We start from the raw sequence: 18,258 nt of genomic DNA on the forward strand, positions 1-18,258 counted from the left end.
ATTACTCATCGGTAAGTGTTTTCATAAAATCGATAACTTGAGTTATTTCTTTTTCTGATAAACTTAAATTATCAAAAGGTAAGGTTTGATATTCATTATGAATACCCAAACCTGCTCCTCCGCCTTTGTTATAAAAATCCATTACCTCTTCTAAAGTTTCATAAACACCGTTATGCATATAAGGTGCTGTTTTTACTATATTTCTAATAGTAGGTGTTTTAAAAAAATGTTTACGCTCTGGTGTTTTATATAGATTATAGCGTCCTAAGTCTGATGAAATTTCACCATTTATAGTATCTGCAGATATCGGAACACCAATAAACTCTAATTCTGTATCGTTATAATTTGGTGGAACAGTTCCGTTAAAAACAGGTGCGAAATGACACGTTGCACACATTGCCTTTCCTGCAAACAAATTAAAGCCTTTTTGTTCATCTACTGTTAAGGTTTCTTCTTCTCCACGAATATTTCTATCAAATTTAGAATTAAATGTATTTAAGGTTCTTATATATGATGCTATTGCATGTCGAATATTAAAATTCACTCGTTTATTATCATATAAATTTGCTATTAACTTTTTATAGTTTTCATTTTTTAACACACGTTGTACAACAGAATCCATCGACATATCAAACTCATTATGATTCTCTACAACTCCAACAACTTGCCCCTCTAAGCTTCCTGATCTGGCATCCATAAAAAAACCTTTCTGATATGCTGAATAAGCTACTGTTGGTGTATTTCTTGTTTGATTTTTATCAAATACTCTTCTACCATCTGTAAAAGCTAAATCTTTAACATGACAAGTTGCACAAGCCATGTTATAATCTTTAGAAAGCGATGTATCGTTAAATAACTGCTTTCCTAAAATTATTTTTTTTGCCAATTGAGTGGTATCACTTAAATGATCTGAAAAATAATTAACATTTAATGCTTCTTCTGAAAATAAGGTTTTCATCGTGTTGGATAACGCCATTTCAAAAGGGAATTTAACATTCCAATCTTTTTGAATTTCAACCAACATTTTTAATTGAAGATTCGTATGCTTTTTTATAAAATTAAATCTATCAAAACTATCAAAATCATGTTTTAAAAATTTTTGAGCATTTATAATTGCTTCTTCAAACTTTACTAATAATTCTTTTGATTTAAACTTCTCCTCATTAAGTTTAATAATTTTCAATACTGTTTCATAAGTATATGAACTTTCTAATAGGGATTGATTTAAAACTGGCGAATCGAAACCTGTAATACCCGTTGCAGCTACACGGGTAATTTGATCTCTTAATAGCCATATAATATGATGGTCTTTTAATTTAAGAATACTATTTTTTCTTATTAATTTTAATCGGTTGCTTGTAACGCGTATAGCTCTTTTTAAAACCGCTTGATCAATATTTTCATCATAAAGAGACTCTTCTATAACCTGAAAGCCTATCGGCTTTATAACTCTTGTATCATTACTCGTCTCTCCCTTAACACTAATTATATTTGGTGCATTTAATGATTTATAGTTATCCTTATCAGAAAAAGCTAAAATTGGCTCTAGTAATTTAAAATGCTTTCTTGCTAGCACATAATATTTTTGCTGCGCTTTAATTGATTTAGCTTTCATACTATCTAAATTGTTAATAGCATTAGATAGCTGGTTTAGGTATAATTTATTTACACTGCTAGAAATTACCGTAACAGATTTATATTTCTCTGTTTTTTGATTGCACGATACTATTACAAGCAAAAGACATACACAAAGGTATGTCTTAGCTTGACTTAAGAAGTCTTTCATTTTTTATCTTTCTAAACCTGTAATTAAATGTAAAACAGAACCTTCTTTTCTATTTTCTAAATTAGGGTTTGCTTTTGGATCTGTGAATGATGTTCCATCTGCAGGCTCCCAACCATGATTTTGAGTCATTACTAAAAATGAGTTCTTACCATTATTTACAATATCAGTTACATCAATCATTCCAGTAATTTCCCAATTTCTTGAAGTTGTTCCGTATCCTAAAGAAGCTGCTCTTTCTTGATCACACTCTAACACGGTTTTTATAGCTCCGGTTGTTAAATTGTATTGGTATAATTTAGAATATCCTATAATATTTGGATTTACAGATGCGTATCCGTTAGGATCTTCTTGAATATAAGCATAGTTTTCGGTAACTAAAATATTATCAGGCGAGTGAAATCCGTCAGCTTTTCCTCCTACAATATCTCCATCTAACACACAGGTAATTTTTGCGTTTCCTGTTGGATCTGTATCATTTAAAACCACTTTATAAACACGACCTAAAATAGAACCTTTACCTACTAAACCTGGTTTATTACGACCGGTTACGGCAAAATAAATCTCTCTATTATTTGCTGCAGAACCTCTTCTCCAATCAATATCTTCTAATCTAGAGAATCCCATAACACCTTTTGTTTTACATTCTGTATCTAAGGCATTAATTTCTTTTTCTTCAAGTTCTACAAACTCTACATCATATTCCGTTCCTTCGGCCATATCTACTTCATAAGTAACACCTGGAGATGTTACCTTTAAACCATATAATTTACCTCCATTTAAATCACCTCTATCACCAACATACATTCCTAATTGACCCGATGGCACATTATTATCCGAATTATCATCTCCAATAAAAGCAACTGTTTTATCTGAATAAGCATCTTTACCAATTAGAACAGCATTCTCTGTAGACCATTGCCCAAATGCTGGTAACATATTCCCTGCACTTGCATCTGTAGGTGACTTATAAGGATCTGTTACAAAAACACCTTTTGATGCTCCACCCCATTCACCACCTGATAAATACAAAGGTCCAAAACCATGCTCTTCTGGAGAAATCATAGAACCAGAACATTGCGCTGTTTCTCCGGTTGCACTTGCATTTAAAATATACTCTCCTGATAATGGTTTTAAATTTTCATTTAGTTTAATTCTAGCAATGGCATAATCTGCTTCTATATTATTAATTAACGTAAATGTTCCATCTGATTCTGGCAATAATCCTGCACCATCTGCCATAGATCCATAAACAAAATCAGGCGAGTTTGGTATCACATCTTCTGATGATAATATTGGTGTTATTTTTAAGCCTACAAACTCACCTCTTACTTTTAAAAAATTAGGAGTTTTAGAAGTATTTAAGGAAGCGGTTGCATCACTACCATTATTACCATCTGCTCCATTACTCCCATCAACTCCATCTATACCGTTTGCTCCGTCAACACCATCCTGACATGCAGTAAATGTAGTTAAACCAATAAAGGCAGTTAATAATGTTAATACACTTAATTTTAGGTTTTTCATTTTAATATTTTTTAGTTTTTTTAATTCCTCAAATTAAAGGCGCGTTTGTAAAACTTATATCAATGCTATTTTAATAACACATCATTAAAATGTAAATTTTATTAAGAGAACTTAAACAAATAGAATTATTCTAAATAAAAAGGTGCGCTAAATTAGCGCACCTTTTTATTCTTAAATTAACTAGGCTTATCCTAACCAAGCATTTAACATCCATATTGTTTTTTCTTGCTCAGCAATAAAGTCACTCATCATAGAATTTGTTCCTTCATCATCTGCATTGTCTGATAACACTAAAATTTCCCTTTCTATTTTTAATAATTCAGCCAATGATTCAACTACTAATTCTACTGCATCAACATCTTTACTTACATTTTTTCCTACAGGTACTTTAGCCGCTTTTATATAATCATCAAAAGTATGTAATGGTGTTCCTTGTAATGTTAAAATTCTTTCAGCAATTAAATCTACCTTTAATTGAGAGTCTGTATAAAACTCCTCGAACTTAACATGTAACTCAAAGAAGTTTTTCCCTTTGATATTCCAATGTAATCCTCTTACATTTTGATAATATATTTGAAAATTCGCTAATAAAGTATTTAATTCCTTTACTAAAGCTATCGATTTGTTCTTATCTAATCCTAAAACAGTTGTATTCATTGTATTTATATTTTTAATTGTTCTTATTTCTATACCTCAAAAATAGACATAAATAAATCCCAAAAACTATAACTGTTATTGATAGTTTTAATATCTTTATCAAAAAATTTGATGCAATGACAATCACACAGTTAAAATATACGCTGGCTGTAGCTGAATATAAAAATTTTACAGTAGCTGCCGAGCATTGTTTTGTTACGCAACCTACCTTAAGTATGCAAATACAAAAGCTAGAAGACGAGTTAGATGCTAAAATATTTAACCGCTCTAAAAAACCTATCGAGTTAACCGAGGTTGGTAAAAAAATTATTGAACAAGCTAAGGTTATTGTTGATGAAAGCAATCGTATTGTAGATATTGTTCATCAACAAAAAGGATTTGTAGGTGGTGAATTTAAACTTGGTATTATACCAACGGTTATGCCAACTCTACTACCAATGTTTTTAAAGACATTTAGTAAAAGCTATCCGAAGGTTCAGTTAATTATAGAAGAATTAACTACTGAAGAAATTGTTAGAAAATTAACCGATGGCCATATCGATGCTGCTTTGGCCGCAACTCCACTAGAAAATGAAGCTATAAAAGAGCGTGTTTTATACTACGAACCTTTTGTTGGTTTAATACCTAATGAGCATAGATTGTACGATCAAAAAAAGATAAAAGTTGAAGATTTAGAGCTTGATGATATTTTATTACTAGAAGATGGTCATTGCTTTAAAAACAGTATTATAAACTTATGTAGAGCTAATAAGAAAAATACAGCGCACCATTTTCAGTTAGAAAGCGGAAGTTTCGATACGCTTATAAAACTATCTAAAGATGGTTTAGGAATGACCTTATTACCATACTTAAATACACTTGACTTAAATGATAAGGACAAACTACATTTAAGAGAATTTGAAACACCTCCTCCTGCAAGGGAAGTAAGTTTAATTTATCATAAATCGCAACTTAAAATGCAATTAATAGAAGCTTTAAAAAGCACTATAGATGGTGTAATAAGAGGTGCTATTGCTTTTAGTGATGTTGATATTATTAGCCCGATAAATAAAAACTAGTTCAAAAAAAATCCCGCAATTGCGGGATTTTTTATTTAGAATTTATATTCTGATAAAGGTTTCGGAAAATCTTCTGGATTCGCCGCTAAATGATAACGAGGATCCTCAACACCTTCTTCTATAACTCCTGTAAAAATAGGGCTCGCTTTATAAAGCAATATCTTACAATCTTCACTTAAATGTTTTAAAGTAACTTTTTTACCTGCCGCTTGATACTTTTCAACCAAACCAAAAATAGCTTCAATTGCCGAATGATCTGAAACTCTAGATTCAACAAAATCAATTTCTATTTTCTCAGGATCATTTTTAATATCAAATTTACCGTTAAAAGCTGTAATACTTCCAAAGAATAAAGGTCCCCATATTTCGTACACTTTTGTTCCGTCTGCTTTCATTCTTTTTCTAGCTCTAATTTTCTTAGCACTTGTCCAGGCAAAAGATAAAGCTGATATAATTACCCCTACAAAAACAGCTATTGCTAAATCGAAAAATACCGTAACTGCAGATACGATTACCAATACAAATGCATCTGAAACCGGAATTTTTTTCATAATTCTAAAGCTAGACCATGCGAAAGTTTCAATAACCATCATAAACATTACTCCTACTAAAGCTGCAATTGGCACTTGCTCTATATATTTATCAGCAAATAAAATAAAGGTTAATAAGGTTAATGACATCATTACTCCTGATAATCTTCCTCTACCACCAGCGTTGATATTAATAACTGTTTGACCAATCATACCACAACCTCCAGTTCCACCAAATACACCACTTACAATATTTCCTGCTCCTTGTGCAACACATTCTTTATTTCCGTTACCTCTACTATCTGTTAACTCATCTACTAAGTTCATAGTCATTAAAGTTTCTATCAAACCAACAGATGCTGCTAAAAAGGCATAAGGTGCTATAAATTTAAGCGTATCTAAATTAAAAGGAAGGTTACTCCAAAGTTCTAATAGATTTAGTTTTTTTGATATTTCATCAATACCATTTAAACCGGCGCCACCACCATCTCTAATAAAATCACCAACATTAATAGAACTTAAACCACTAAAGATTGATATTAATGTAACAATTAAAATTGCCGTTAATGCTGCTGGTATTTTAGTTGTTAGTTTTGGTAATCCCCATACAATAAGCATCGTTAATAAAACGAGCCCAATCATTGTATAAAGTTTTTCTCCTTGCATGGTTGATTTTACAACTCCGCTATCTTTTACAGAATAAAACCCTTCTTCTGATACATTAAAAACAACCTTTTTTGTTTTGGTATCAAAAACCTGACCTTCTGAAATGAAAAAAGCTTGTTCGTTTGTATTATTATTTTTTACTGAATTTCCATCAATAGTAAATAAAATAGTATCGGAATTTAAATCCTTAACTTGATTATCTGTTACATTATAAACCAACTCTTTCGATTCGGTTTTACGCATATTTTGTCCGAAAAAATCTTTTTTGTTTTCAGTAAACATTCCCAATTGCGCCATAAAAATAACAATTGCCAATCCGTTTACAAATCCCATCATTACAGAATGCGGAATTAAACGCACAAATTTACCAAGTTTAAAAACTCCTGCTAAAACCTGTATGACTCCCATTAAAACCACAGCTGCTAGCAAATAGAAGTATCCCATATTTTCTACAGGATTATCAAATAAAAGACCTTTTGCATGTCCTTCTTGTATCATCGTTACAAAAATAACTGCTACAGCTCCTGCTGCCCCAGAAATAAGTCCTGGTCTACCACCAAAAATGGCAGAGATTATTCCTACCACAAATGCACCAAATAATGCTACTATTGGACTAATTTGGGCAACAAATGCAAAAGCTACTACTTCTGGTATCATTGCTAAAGAAACTGTTATACCTGCTAAGGTATCGTCTTTAATGTTAAGTTTCTTATTCTTAAGGTATTTCATCATAATATTTTCGGCTATTGTAAAAGTTGGCAAATGTAAAGATAATTTTATTCATATAGTTTTATGTTTCATCAAGTTTAATTTTGTTCGCTGTTTTTTTTACTTTATTTTTGAACAATGAACTATCATACCAATTTGATAGCAAAACATGAGCAGGAAAACACTACTTACTTCAAAAGAAATTGAAATTATTCTGCATCGATTAGCCTGTCAGTTAATCGAAAACCACAACGACTTTTCTAATACCGTTTTGATAGGTCTACAACCTAGAGGTACTTTTTTAGCAAAACGATTAACAAAATTATTAACCGAAGAATACAATATTAAAGACCTTAAACTAGGTTTGTTAGATATTACTTTTTATCGTGATGATTTTCGTAGAAGAAATGCGCCATTAGAAGCAACCTCTACTCAAATTGATTTTTTAATTGAAGATAAAAAAGTAGTTATTATTGATGATGTATTATATTCTGGTAGAAGTGTACGAAGTGCTTTAACTGCAATTCAGTCCTATGGAAGGCCAGAGAATATTGAATTGCTAGTGTTAATAGATCGTCGTTTTAGTCGCCATTTACCAATTCAACCTAATTATAGAGGTAGACAAGTAGATGCTATTAATGAAGAAAAAGTTGTTGTTAATTGGCAAGAGACTCACAAAAAAGATACAATATATCTAGAAACCAAGCCTACTAAGCTTGATGATTAGTTATGATTATAAAAACAAACTAAGATGAAGCAGTTAAGTGTTGAAAATTTATTAGGTATAAAATACCTAAACAAAACTGATTTAGAGCTTATTTTTGAAACTGCTTCTCATTTTAAAGAAGTTATAAATAGACCCATTAAAAAAGTTCCTTCTCTTCGAGATATTACAATTGCTAATTTATTTTTTGAAAATAGTACACGTACAAAATTATCTTTCGAATTAGCTGAAAAACGTTTATCAGCCGATGTAATTAACTTTTCTGCAGCGCAATCATCTGTAAAAAAAGGAGAAACTTTAATAGATACTGTTAACAATATATTAGCCATGAAAGTTGATATTGTTGTTATGCGTCATGCAAGTGTTGGCGCTGGTATTTTTTTATCAAGGCATGTAGATGCCAAAATTATTAATGCTGGTGACGGAACTCACGAACATCCAACACAAGCATTGTTAGATAGTTTTTCTATGCGAGAAGCTTTAAACAGTAATCTAAAAGGTAAAAAAATCGTAATCGTTGGTGATGTTTTACACTCGCGAGTAGCACTTTCTAATATATTTGCATTGCAATTACAAGGCGCTAAGGTTAAAGTTTGTGGACCAACTACTTTAATTCCTAAATATATTTCTAGCTTAGGTGTTCAGGTTGAAACAAACTTAAAAAAAGCCCTAGAATGGTGTGATGTAGCCAATGTTTTACGCGTACAACATGAACGAATGGATATTAAATATTTTCCATCAACAAGAGAGTACACACAACTTTTTGGTATCAATAAAGAAATACTAAACAGCCTTAATAAAGAAATTGTAATTATGCATCCAGGACCTATAAATCGTGGTGTAGAATTAACAAGTGATGTTGCCGATAGTAACCAATCTATTATATTAAATCAAGTAGAAAACGGAGTTGCAGTGCGTATGGCCGTTATATATTTATTAGCGCAACAAATAAAAAGATAAGAATGAAAATAGAAGATAAAATTAATTATATTTTAATTAATTCTGACGAGAACACTTTTTTAGAATTCTTCTCTGAGTTTAAAAAAGAACATATTAAATACGGGGAAAAACACCTTATTATTCAAATTTCGCATAATTTTAGCATTACTAGAGAAAATATTTTGCTATTTTTGGTATTCGCTGATGAACATCAAAAAAATGGTACATCTTTTGTAATAGTACTAAAGGATGTAAATATTGATGATTATCCAGAAACATTTAACATTGTGCCTACATTAATTGAAGCCGAAGATGTTATTGAAATGGAAAATATACAACGCGATTTAGGTTTTTAACCTTATATTTATTGCCCCCTAAATGAATACATATGGTAAAAAAAGTACTCTTTCTATTCTTATTAGTGACATTATCTAGTTTTTCTCAGCAAAAATCTATAGATAAATTAGTTGCTTCTCCAAATCCTTTTATTAACAACACTACTATTTTTGTTAATTCTAAAGTAAATCAAACTGTAATTTTAACTATTAGAAATGTACTAGGTAAAACTGTGTATTCGAAAGAAATTAAAGTTCGTAACGGGCGTAATTCTATTCCCTTTCAACGTAATGATTTAAAATCAGGTATGTACATATATGCAATTCAAAGTAACAAAGAAGTAATTTCTAAACGCTTTGTAATTAAATAAATGAGTTTAAATTTAACTATTTTAGGTTGTCATTCTGCTACTCCTAGAGTAAATGCACACCCTACATCCCAATATTTAGAAATTAACAATCGTCATTTTTTAATCGATTGTGGTGAAGGTACACAAAGACAAATGCGAAAATATAAAGTTGGTTTTTCTAAAATCAATCATATTTTTATATCTCACTTACACGGTGATCATTTTTTCGGCCTTATAGGCCTTATTTCTACTTTTGGTATTTTAAACCGAGAGAAAGACCTGCATATTTATGGTCCAAAAGGAATCAAAGAAGTTACTACGCTTCAGTTAAAGCTATCTAAATCTTGGACAAAATATCATATTCATTTTCACGAATTGGTATCTAAAGAAAGTGAATTAATTTTTGAAGATGATAAAGTTTCTGTACACACTATTCCTTTAGATCACAGAGTTTATACTAACGGATTTTTGTTCCGAGAAAAAGAAAAACCAAGAAAATTACACATAGGTAAAATAGAGGAGTACAAGGAAATAGACACTTGTGATTATCATAATATTAAGGCAGGAAAAGATTTTGTGTTATCTACGGGTAAAATCATTCCAAATTCAGAATTAACGTTAAATCCTCCTAAATCCAAAAGCTTTGCTTTTTGTAGTGATACTGTTTACAAACCAAACATAGTTCCTATTATTAAAAATGTTGATTTACTATATCATGAAGCTACATTTTTAAAAAACAGAGAAGATCTATGTGAAAGAACCAAACACTCTACTGCAGAGCAAGCAGCTTCTATAGCCAACCAAGCAAATGTTGCCAAGTTGATTGTTGGCCATTATTCTAGTAGATACCCAAACATAGAAGACTTTAAAAAAGAGGCACAAACTATTTTTAAAAATGTAGAATTAGCCGAAGCTGGTAAGTTATATTCTACAAATACGGCTCCTGTTTCAATTTTAAATTAATACTGATTGGTTGATAATAAAACCAATGTACAAGCTACTTCCGATTTGATTTCGTTTTCTTTTAAAAGTTTATAAAATTCAGTATTCTCAGTACCTGGATTAAAAATAACTCTACGTGGTTTTAGAGATACTATATATTCATAATATTCTTTCTGCCTTTCTGAATTTAAATATAATGTAACAGTGTCTATCGCTTTAAATGGTACTTTTTCTGTTTCTACAGCAACACCGATTACACTGCCACTTCTTAAACCAATTGCTGATGTTTTTATTCCTTTATCAGCCAATCTTTTAATAGCAATATTTGAATATCTTGTAGGATTTAAAGAAGCTCCGATAACTAATGTATGTTGTTTCATAAATGTTGAAGATTAGTTTAAATTAATTTTAAGGCAAGGAAAAAAATAAGGAATTGTATATCTATTAAGACATTTATATGATTGAAAAACAAAAAAACTATTACTTATCTTTATTATATAATAATACAATTTATTTACCGAATTTCAAAGTAGTTTACCAAAACCAAGCGTTATTTCGGGTAAAATAATCGACTTTACAACAAACGAACTATTTTCATATAATAACTCTTCCTTTAAAATTTTGAATAGCGCTATTACTTATTATAATGGTTTTTTAAATAAACGAAGCTCATAAAAGCAAAAAAAATATTTAAATAACAAAAAAACCGAAGCTACTAGCTTCGGTTTTTTTGTTATCAATAATTAGTTAATATTACCAACGGATCACTACCGATCCCCAAGTAAATCCACTACCAAAGGCTGCCAATACAACTAAATCATTTTCTTTAATCTTTCCTTTCTCCCAAGCCTCAGTTAAAGCAATAATTACAGAAGCAGCGGTAGTATTACCATACTTCATAATATTATTATGTACTTTATCGTCACTCAATTGAAACTTCTTTTGAATGAACTGAGCGATACGTAAGTTTGCTTGATGCGGAATTAACATATCAATATCTTCTTTCTTTAATCCGTTTGCTTCTAAACCTTCAATAATAGCTTCAGAAAAACGACCTACAGCATGTTTAAATACAAATTGACCATTCATGTGCGGATAGTAAGAAACATCTTCAGGATCATTTGCTTCCATTATTTCAGGTACCCATCTACTAGTAGAAGGTCCCATTAATGCTAATTCTTCCGCATGTTTACCTTCAGAATGTAAGTGAGAAGATAAAATTCCTTTTCCTTCCTCTTCACTTCTAGACATTACTGCTGCTCCGGCTCCATCACCAAAAATCACAGTAACTCCTCTACCTCTTGTAGATTTTTCTAAACCTCCTGAATGATTCTCTGCACCAATTACAAGAATGTTTTTATACATTCCTGTTTTTATAAACTGATCGGCAACAGACATTGCATAAATAAAACCAGAACATTGGTTACGCACATCTAACGCACCAATAGTTGGCATATCTAACATATTTTGTATTTGTACTCCCCCACCAGGAAAATACATATCAGGACTTAAAGTTGCAAAAATGATAAAATCGATGTCATCTTTAGTCAACCCAGCTCTTTCAATTGCAATTCTAGAAGCTTTTGCTCCCATAACAGCAGTCGTATCTCCTGTTTTTGGGTCTATCCAACGACGCTCTTTAATACCTGTTCTTTCCTGGATCCATTCATCCGAAGTATCCATAAACTCTTTTAAGTCATTATTAGTAACCACATTATCTGGCACATAATAACCTAATCCTGTTATTTTTGAATTATACATATGCTATGTTATTCTTTTTGTTGTTTGTTTATTTGTAGCTTGTAAAAATAGTAATTTTTACTTTGATATAAAACTACCTTAAAAGATAGTCATTATTAACACAAAAATGCCATATTGTCACAAAACTTATTTTGGTATTTTTTTTGACTACTATATACTTTAATAGAAAAAATATCAAACAAAATATATAATTATGAGCAAAGGAAGTATTAATGTGTCGGTAGAAAATATATTTCCACTGATTAAAAAATTCTTGTATTCTGATCACGAAATCTTTTTACGTGAGTTAATATCTAACGGAACAGATGCAACAACTAAATTAAAGCATTTAATTGCAATCGGTGAGGCAAAAACCGAATTAGGTGATGCTAAAATCGAAATAAGTATTGATAAAGAAGCAAAAACCATTACGATTAAAGATCAAGGTTTAGGTATGACTGCTGATGAAGTAGAAAAATACATCAATCAAATCGCCTTTTCTGGAGCTGAAGAATTTTTAAATAAATATGAAGATGGTAAAAACGAAACTGGTGTAATTGGACACTTTGGTTTAGGTTTTTACTCTGCTTTTATGGTTGCTGAAAAAGTTGAGTTAATTACTAAATCATTTAAAGATGCCCCTGCTGCTCATTGGACATGTGATGGCTCTCCTGAATTTAATTTAGAAGCTCACGATAAAACTGATAGAGGAACTGAAATTATTTTACATGTTGCTGAAGATTCTTTAGAATTTTTAGAAGAGGCTAAAATTGGTGGTTTACTTAACAAATACAATCGTTTTAACCAAGTGCCAATTAAATTTGGAACGAAACAAGTTAACGATCCTGATTTTACTCCACAAACAACAACCGATGCTGAAGGTAAAGAAACTACTGAGCCTCACAAACAAATTGAGGTTGACAACATCATCAATAACACAAACCCTGCTTGGACGAAAGCTCCTGCAGATTTAAATGATGAAGATTATACAAACTTCTATAGAGAATTGTATCCAATGCAATTTGAAGAGTCTTTATTTCATATTCACTTAAATGTTGATTATCCGTTTAACTTAACAGGAATTTTATTCTTCCCTAAGTTAACACAGAACTTAGATATGCAAAAGGATAAAATCCAATTGTATCAAAACCAAGTGTATGTAACGGATAATGTTGAAGGAATTGTACCTGACTTTTTACAGATGTTAAAAGGTGTTATTGACTCACCAGATATTCCATTAAACGTTTCTCGCTCTGGCCTACAAGCAGACGGAGCAGTGAAGAAAATTTCTGGTTACATTACTAAAAAAGTAGGTGATAAATTAGCTTCTTTATATAAAAAAGATCGTGCTGATTTTGAGCAAAAATGGAACGATATTAAAGTAATTATCGAATACGGAATGTTATCAGAAGATAAATTCTTTGATAAAGCTAAGAAATTTGCTTTATACCCAACAGTTGCAGATACTTTTTTCACTTTTGATGAATTAATTGAGAAGACAAAAGATGCTCAAACTGACAAAGATGGTAATCACATAATCTTATACACTTCAAATAAAGAAGCACAACACAGTTATATTCAGGATGCAACTGCAAAAGGATATGAGGTAGTGGTTTTAGACTCTCCTATTGTATCTCACTTAATGCAAAAACTAGAAACTTCAGGTGAATCTAAAGTTCAGTTTACAAGGGTAGATTCTGATTTTATTGATAATTTAATCAAAAAAGACGAAGCTGTTATCTCTAAATTAACTGATGAAGAAAAAGAAACGTTAAAACCAGTTATTGAAGGTGTAATTGCATCTCAAACATATACTGTTCAATTAGAATCTATGGATTCCTCTTCTTCTCCTTTCTTAATCACTGTACCAGAGTTTATGCGTCGTATGAAAGAAATGCAAGCTTCTGGTGGTGGAGGTGGAATGATGGGAATGGGTAATTTACCTGAAATGTATAACTTAGTTGTAAATACAAATCACCCATTAGTTTCTGAAATCTTAAATGCAGATGAAGACAAGAAAAAAGGATTAATTACGCAAGCTTTCGATTTAGCTAAGTTATCTCAAAACCTTTTACATGGTGAAGATTTAACCAACTTTATTAAGCGTTCTTACGAATTAATTAAGTAAAATTTATAGTTACATATAACCTTAATATCAGTCGAGTATTTTATTTTGAAGCTTTTGCTAAAAATAAAATGTATCGAGAACATAACAGCCTCTTTGTTTACTCAAAGAGGTTTTTTTTGTAAATCTTCTTAAAAATTCTACTAAACTAGTTTAATTACTAATACAAGTTTCTATTTTTGTAGTTCAGTATTAAGATAAAACAACAGTGATTGATACAGAAAGCAATCCAATTAATAAAGCAACACTATCTGAAGAGCTTATAAATACCCATTTTAAGCCAAAAACTAACGAGCAATTAAATATAGAAAATCCTAACAGGCAAAACAGAAGACAGGCTACTGAAGAGCAACTCAACAATCCGTTACATGGTGTTAAACTTGCGCAAATTCTAGAACGTTTAGTTGATCATTATGGTTGGAAATATTTGGCTGAACGTGTAAATATTCGTTGTTTTAAACACGATCCTACCATGAAATCGAGTTTAGGGTTTTTAAGAAAAACTCGCTGGGCTCGTGAACATGTTGAAGATGTTTATTTAGATATGTTAGAAGAACAACAGCAATAATATAATTTAAAAAATAGAAATCATTAAAATAACAAAAGCAAACACCGCACAAGCAAAACTTTTTTCTAAAATTAGTGTTCCTTCTTTTTTAACTGCACATGGTCATTCTGCTCCGCCTAAAGACATGGATGCTTATGTAGCTAACAACTTTAAAGAAAGTGATTTTATAAAAGAACTAGAGACTGCAGAAAATGAATATTATTTGTTAGAGTATGAAAGCAAAACTGCAGGCTATTCTAAAATAATCTTCAATAAAACCTGTGAAGATGTTGTTGCTAAAAACATCACTTATATGAGTAGGCTTTATTTACTTGAGGAATTTTATGGTTTAGGACTCGGTAAAAAATTATTTGATTTTAATGTAGCCTTATGCAAGGAAAATAATCAAACAGGAATTTGGTTAAACGTTTGGGTAGAAAACAAAAAAGCGATTCAGTTTTATGAAAAAGTAGGATTTAAAATAATAGGAAAAACTGATTTTCAAATATCTGCAACACACTCAAACCCGAATCATATTATGTATTTAGAGTTTTAAACTCCAGCCAATTTATTTATAACAACTCTCATAAACATATGTTATTTTGCTAACTTTTTTTATTAAGTATATTTGTTCACAATCAAAAAAAACAACTATTTATGAAAAAGGTTCTTTTAACAATCTTAATTGTTACTACTTTACTTGCTTCTTGTAAACAAAATAAAAAAGACTCAGTTACAATCCCTGTTAAAGAAAACAGCGCTTTTAATACCTTATTAAAAGAGTACAATGAAGGAAAACTAGAATTAAAACCAATCGATGCTACTTTTGCTGGTGACAATCGTTTTAATGATCAGTTTCCGAATACCTTATCTGAAAATCACCAAACAAAAACCACTGTTTTTTATCAAAAGTACAAATCTAAACTAGTAAGTTTTAAAGACAATTCTTTAACTAAAAGTCAGCAAATGAGTAAAGCTGTTTTAGATTGGGATTGCGACATGACCTTAGCTCAAAATAGTTTTAAAAATGATGCTTTAATGCCTATTAATCAAATGTGGACTATCAATTTAACGATGGGGCAATTAGGTAGTGGTAGCAGCGCACAACCTTTTGATACAGCCAAAGATTACGAGAACTGGCTAAGTAGGCTAAATGGTTTTCATGAGTGGTTGCAAACTGCTATAAAAAATATGCAACAAGGAATTAAAGAGGGTTATGTTTTACCTAAATCATTGATTAAAAAAGTGATTCCGCAGTTTAAATCATTAGCAGAAACTAAAATTGAAGCGCATTTATTTTATACACCAATTAAAAATTTTCCACCAAAATTTTCTGAAGCGGATAAAAAAATGTTAAAAAAAGCATATATAAATACTCTTGAAAACAAATTGATTCCTGTTTTTAAAAAAATGCATACTTTTTTAGCTACAGATTATTTAGAAGCAGGTAGAGCAAGTAGCGGAATTTCTGAAATACCAAACGGAATTGCTTACTATCAACATGCTATAAAAAACTATACAACTACAAAAATGACCCCTGATGAAATTCATAACTTAGGTTTAACTGAAGTTGCAAGGATTTTATCTGAAATGGAAAAAGTAAAAAAACAAGTTGGTTTTAAAGGAACTTTAAAGGAGTTTTTTAACGATGTTCGTGAAAACAAAGCCTTAATGCCTTATAACACACCAAAGCTAATTATTGCTAATTTTAATGCGATTCATAATAAAATGAAACCGCAATTAGAAAAACTATTTGGTAATAAGCCTAAAACAGCCTTTATCGTAAAACAAACCGAAAAATTTAGAGAAGCTTCTGCGAGTGCAGAATATAACCCAGGTTCTTTAGACGGAACACGTCCTGGTGTTTTTTATACACCGATTCCGGATGCTACAAAATACAATGTATTTTCTGATGAAGCATTATTTTTACATGAAGCGATTCCGGGGCATCATTATCAAATTTCGTTGACACAAGAAAATAAAGATTTACCAGATTTTAGAAAAACATTATGGTATAGCGCTTATGGAGAAGGTTGGGCTTTATATACTGAAAACTTAGGAAAAGAGTTAGGTTTATACACCGATCCTTATCAATATTTCGGAATGTTAGGAATGGAAATGCACAGAGCCATTCGTTTGGTTGTTGATACAGGAATGCACGCAAAAGGTTGGAGTCGTGAAAAAGCGATTCAATATTCATTAGATAACGAAGCTGAAGGTGAAGCAAGTATTATATCTGAAATTGAGCGTTATATGGCCAATCCGGGGCAAGCATTGTCCTACAAAATCGGACAGTTAAAAATACGCGAGTTACGTGCCAAAGCTAAAAAAAAGTTAGGAACTTCATTTGATATTAAAGAATTTCATAATCAGGTTTTAGAAACAGGCTGTATTCCTTTAGCTTTATTAGAAAGTAAAATTAACACTTGGATTGCTAAAAGTAAGTAGTTTTTAGCACATTAAAATAAATCATAAAAAAATCCGCTTTGAAAAACTCAAAGCGGATTTTTTATGCTAATTACAATTCTTTGGTAAAATAATTTTTAAGCATATAAACTTGTCCAAAAAACATTATCGTAAAAAAGAAACAAGCATATAACATTGTATTAGAAACGGTAAGACCTTCAAATAAGTTTGGCATCTGTACTTCTGATAAAAAACCGAAATTAATTTCAGGCATTTTAATCGATTTTAATGAACTTCCTCTTGATACATATAAAATACTTGCCGTTAAAACACCTACAAGAACAAACCATATTTTAGTTGAAATTAAAGGTTTAGGTTTATAAACCTCTATGTTTTCTTTTTGCAATATTATATCCATCAAATTAGCTGTAAAACTTACAGACGGACGCTCTATTTCTATTTCTTTTATGTACTTTTTAGTAAAAGCATCAAGATTTTTTATGTCTTTATTTTCTCCCATAATGATTAATTAATTCGGGTTCTACTTTCTTTTCTACTATATTTAATAAACTTTTTCTAGCTCTGTGTAATTTTACTTTTACGTTTGCTTCCGAAAAATCTGTTACTTCAATAATTTCTTTTAAACTTAATTCATCAAAATAAAACATCCATAAAATAGCTCTTTCATCTTCAGGTAAACTTAGCATACAAATATTTATTACCTCTGCTCGTTCTTTTCGTTCAATGCTCTCTAAAATACCTTCTGTAGATTTTATTTTATTAATGGTAATTTCATCTATCGTGTCAATATTATATTTACCCTTATTCTTCTTTAAATTATCTAAAGAAGTTCGGTAACCAATTTTATAAAGCCAGGTAGAAAATTTTGAATCTCCTTTAAACTTATTTAAATTTTTATAAGCTTTAATAAACGTATCCTGAGAAATCTCTTCGGCCTCTTCCCTATTCTTTACCATTTTTAAAGCCAAAGTAAACACCATATTTTTATACCTCTCTACTAAGGTAGAAAATGCATTGGCATCACCCTTTAATACTTTATCAATATATGTTTGGTCGTTGTTAGTAGTCATTTTATTCTTTGACAGTGCATTCTTTTAAAAGGTTACATAAATTTTAAAAAAGTTTTTTATTTTTTCTGTAACCTTTTTTTAATAACACGGTCATACTTGCAAACACATTAAAAATAATCATTTAAAATTA

18 protein-coding genes are annotated in these 18,258 nt (G+C 30.6%); 10 read left to right on the top strand and 8 right to left on the bottom strand.

Annotated features, from left to right (window positions below):
* Window position 1: 1 nt before the first annotated feature.
* The 3 genes from H0I30_RS05510 to H0I30_RS05520 all read right to left on the bottom strand — a co-directional run bounded on the left by H0I30_RS05510 (window position 2) and on the right by H0I30_RS05520 (window position 3,967).
* Entirely contained in the window at window positions 2-1,615 is a 1,614-nt protein-coding gene (locus tag H0I30_RS05510; RefSeq protein WP_255554340.1) for a cytochrome-c peroxidase, read from the bottom strand.
* A gap of 174 nt (window positions 1,616-1,789) precedes the next feature.
* The gene (locus H0I30_RS05515) at window positions 1,790-3,310 is read right to left on the bottom strand and encodes a PhoX family protein (protein ID WP_218773279.1); all 1,521 of its coding nucleotides are present in this window, start codon (window positions 3,308-3,310) and stop codon (window positions 1,790-1,792) included.
* Window positions 3,311-3,496: 186 nt separating this feature from the next.
* Complete coding sequence (locus H0I30_RS05520) at window positions 3,497-3,967, bottom strand: Dps family protein (protein WP_218773280.1); 471 nt, start codon at window positions 3,965-3,967, stop codon at window positions 3,497-3,499.
* Window positions 3,968-4,083: 116 nt separating this feature from the next.
* On the opposite strand from H0I30_RS05520, the gene H0I30_RS05525 reads away from it, so the two are divergent.
* Window positions 4,084-5,025 (top strand): LysR family transcriptional regulator, encoded by a 942-nt coding sequence (locus tag H0I30_RS05525; RefSeq protein ID WP_218773281.1) that lies wholly within the window; start codon window positions 4,084-4,086, stop codon window positions 5,023-5,025.
* A 35-nt stretch (window positions 5,026-5,060) separates the two neighbouring features.
* On the opposite strand, the gene H0I30_RS05530 is transcribed toward H0I30_RS05525, so the two are convergent.
* Window positions 5,061-6,953 carry a SulP family inorganic anion transporter gene (locus H0I30_RS05530; protein ID WP_218773282.1) on the bottom strand — a complete coding sequence of 631 codons (1,893 nt, stop codon included), beginning with the start codon at window positions 6,951-6,953 and terminating at the stop codon, window positions 5,061-5,063.
* A 145-nt stretch (window positions 6,954-7,098) separates the two neighbouring features.
* On the opposite strand from H0I30_RS05530, the gene pyrR reads away from it, so the two are divergent.
* From pyrR to H0I30_RS05555, 5 genes are read left to right on the top strand one after another with little or no spacing between them, the layout of a single operon-like run.
* A complete protein-coding gene (gene pyrR / locus H0I30_RS05535; RefSeq protein ID WP_218773283.1) occupies window positions 7,099-7,656 on the top strand; it encodes a bifunctional pyr operon transcriptional regulator/uracil phosphoribosyltransferase PyrR in 558 nt (185 codons plus the stop codon).
* A 24-nt stretch (window positions 7,657-7,680) separates the two neighbouring features.
* Window positions 7,681-8,613, top strand: a complete 933-nt coding sequence (locus H0I30_RS05540) for an aspartate carbamoyltransferase catalytic subunit (RefSeq protein ID WP_218773284.1) — start codon at window positions 7,681-7,683, stop codon at window positions 8,611-8,613.
* Between the two features lie 2 nt (window positions 8,614-8,615).
* Window positions 8,616-8,948: a hypothetical protein gene (locus H0I30_RS05545; RefSeq protein WP_218773285.1), complete on the top strand. Its 333-nt coding sequence runs from the start codon at window positions 8,616-8,618 to the stop codon at window positions 8,946-8,948.
* A gap of 32 nt (window positions 8,949-8,980) precedes the next feature.
* Entirely contained in the window at window positions 8,981-9,298 is a 318-nt protein-coding gene (locus H0I30_RS05550; RefSeq protein ID WP_218773286.1) for a T9SS type A sorting domain-containing protein, read from the top strand.
* Window positions 9,299-10,240, top strand: coding sequence for a ribonuclease Z (locus H0I30_RS05555; protein ID WP_218773287.1), 942 nt, complete (start codon window positions 9,299-9,301; stop codon window positions 10,238-10,240).
* On the opposite strand, the gene H0I30_RS05560 is transcribed toward H0I30_RS05555, so the two are convergent.
* Complete coding sequence (locus tag H0I30_RS05560; protein ID WP_218773288.1) at window positions 10,237-10,599, bottom strand: CoA-binding protein; 363 nt, start codon at window positions 10,597-10,599, stop codon at window positions 10,237-10,239. The genes H0I30_RS05555 and H0I30_RS05560 overlap by 4 nt on opposite strands.
* 373 nt (window positions 10,600-10,972) lie before the next feature.
* The gene (locus H0I30_RS05565) at window positions 10,973-11,980 is read right to left on the bottom strand and encodes a 3-oxoacyl-ACP synthase III family protein (RefSeq protein WP_218773289.1); all 1,008 of its coding nucleotides are present in this window, start codon (window positions 11,978-11,980) and stop codon (window positions 10,973-10,975) included.
* A 193-nt stretch (window positions 11,981-12,173) separates the two neighbouring features.
* On the opposite strand from H0I30_RS05565, the gene htpG reads away from it, so the two are divergent.
* The 4 genes from htpG (at window position 12,174) to H0I30_RS05585 (ending at window position 17,079) form a co-directional block, all read left to right on the top strand.
* Window positions 12,174-14,087, top strand: a complete 1,914-nt coding sequence (gene htpG / locus H0I30_RS05570; protein ID WP_218773290.1) for a molecular chaperone HtpG — start codon at window positions 12,174-12,176, stop codon at window positions 14,085-14,087.
* A gap of 205 nt (window positions 14,088-14,292) precedes the next feature.
* Window positions 14,293-14,652 carry a VF530 family DNA-binding protein gene (locus tag H0I30_RS05575; protein WP_370624074.1) on the top strand — a complete coding sequence of 120 codons (360 nt, stop codon included), beginning with the start codon at window positions 14,293-14,295 and terminating at the stop codon, window positions 14,650-14,652.
* Window positions 14,653-14,776: 124 nt separating this feature from the next.
* The gene (locus tag H0I30_RS05580; protein ID WP_255554341.1) at window positions 14,777-15,187 is read left to right on the top strand and encodes a GNAT family N-acetyltransferase; all 411 of its coding nucleotides are present in this window, start codon (window positions 14,777-14,779) and stop codon (window positions 15,185-15,187) included.
* A 101-nt stretch (window positions 15,188-15,288) separates the two neighbouring features.
* Window positions 15,289-17,079 (top strand): DUF885 family protein, encoded by a 1,791-nt coding sequence (locus tag H0I30_RS05585; RefSeq protein WP_218773291.1) that lies wholly within the window; start codon window positions 15,289-15,291, stop codon window positions 17,077-17,079.
* 70 nt (window positions 17,080-17,149) lie between these two features.
* On the opposite strand, the gene H0I30_RS05590 is transcribed toward H0I30_RS05585, so the two are convergent.
* Both H0I30_RS05590 and H0I30_RS05595 read right to left on the bottom strand, forming a co-directional pair.
* Entirely contained in the window at window positions 17,150-17,557 is a 408-nt protein-coding gene (locus H0I30_RS05590; RefSeq protein ID WP_218773292.1) for a hypothetical protein, read from the bottom strand.
* The gene (locus H0I30_RS05595; protein ID WP_218773293.1) at window positions 17,544-18,128 is read right to left on the bottom strand and encodes an RNA polymerase sigma factor; all 585 of its coding nucleotides are present in this window, start codon (window positions 18,126-18,128) and stop codon (window positions 17,544-17,546) included. Before H0I30_RS05595 ends, H0I30_RS05590 begins: the two co-directional genes overlap by 14 nt.
* Window positions 18,129-18,258: the final 130 nt, after the last annotated feature.

The organism is Tenacibaculum sp. AHE14PA (genome assembly GCF_019278465.1).
Lineage (GTDB): Bacteria > Bacteroidota > Bacteroidia > Flavobacteriales > Flavobacteriaceae > Polaribacter > Polaribacter bernardetii.

Excerpts from the sequence above, each read along its gene's own strand:
- H0I30_RS05545 (WP_218773285.1), top strand. The coding sequence starts at position 8,616 with ATGAAAATAGAAGATAAAATTAATTATATTTTAATTAATTCTGACGAG.
- H0I30_RS05540 (WP_218773284.1), top strand. The coding sequence starts at position 7,681 with ATGAAGCAGTTAAGTGTTGAAAATTTATTAGGTATAAAATACCTAAAC.
- H0I30_RS05515 (WP_218773279.1), bottom strand. The coding sequence starts at position 3,310 with ATGAAAAACCTAAAATTAAGTGTATTAACATTATTAACTGCCTTTATT.
- H0I30_RS05565 (WP_218773289.1), bottom strand. The coding sequence starts at position 11,980 with ATGTATAATTCAAAAATAACAGGATTAGGTTATTATGTGCCAGATAAT.
- H0I30_RS05530 (WP_218773282.1), bottom strand. The coding sequence starts at position 6,953 with ATGATGAAATACCTTAAGAATAAGAAACTTAACATTAAAGACGATACC.
- H0I30_RS05525 (WP_218773281.1), top strand. The coding sequence starts at position 4,084 with ATGACAATCACACAGTTAAAATATACGCTGGCTGTAGCTGAATATAAA.
- H0I30_RS05560 (WP_218773288.1), bottom strand. The coding sequence starts at position 10,599 with ATGAAACAACATACATTAGTTATCGGAGCTTCTTTAAATCCTACAAGA.
- H0I30_RS05595 (WP_218773293.1), bottom strand. The coding sequence starts at position 18,128 with ATGACTACTAACAACGACCAAACATATATTGATAAAGTATTAAAGGGT.
- htpG (WP_218773290.1), top strand. The coding sequence starts at position 12,174 with ATGAGCAAAGGAAGTATTAATGTGTCGGTAGAAAATATATTTCCACTG.
- H0I30_RS05520 (WP_218773280.1), bottom strand. The coding sequence starts at position 3,967 with ATGAATACAACTGTTTTAGGATTAGATAAGAACAAATCGATAGCTTTA.
- H0I30_RS05510 (WP_255554340.1), bottom strand. The coding sequence starts at position 1,615 with ATGAAAGCTAAATCAATTAAAGCGCAGCAAAAATATTATGTGCTAGCA.
- H0I30_RS05590 (WP_218773292.1), bottom strand. The coding sequence starts at position 17,557 with ATGGGAGAAAATAAAGACATAAAAAATCTTGATGCTTTTACTAAAAAG.
- H0I30_RS05555 (WP_218773287.1), top strand. The coding sequence starts at position 9,299 with ATGAGTTTAAATTTAACTATTTTAGGTTGTCATTCTGCTACTCCTAGA.
- H0I30_RS05550 (WP_218773286.1), top strand. The coding sequence starts at position 8,981 with ATGGTAAAAAAAGTACTCTTTCTATTCTTATTAGTGACATTATCTAGT.
- pyrR (WP_218773283.1), top strand. The coding sequence starts at position 7,099 with ATGAGCAGGAAAACACTACTTACTTCAAAAGAAATTGAAATTATTCTG.
- H0I30_RS05580 (WP_255554341.1), top strand. The coding sequence starts at position 14,777 with ATGGATGCTTATGTAGCTAACAACTTTAAAGAAAGTGATTTTATAAAA.
- H0I30_RS05585 (WP_218773291.1), top strand. The coding sequence starts at position 15,289 with ATGAAAAAGGTTCTTTTAACAATCTTAATTGTTACTACTTTACTTGCT.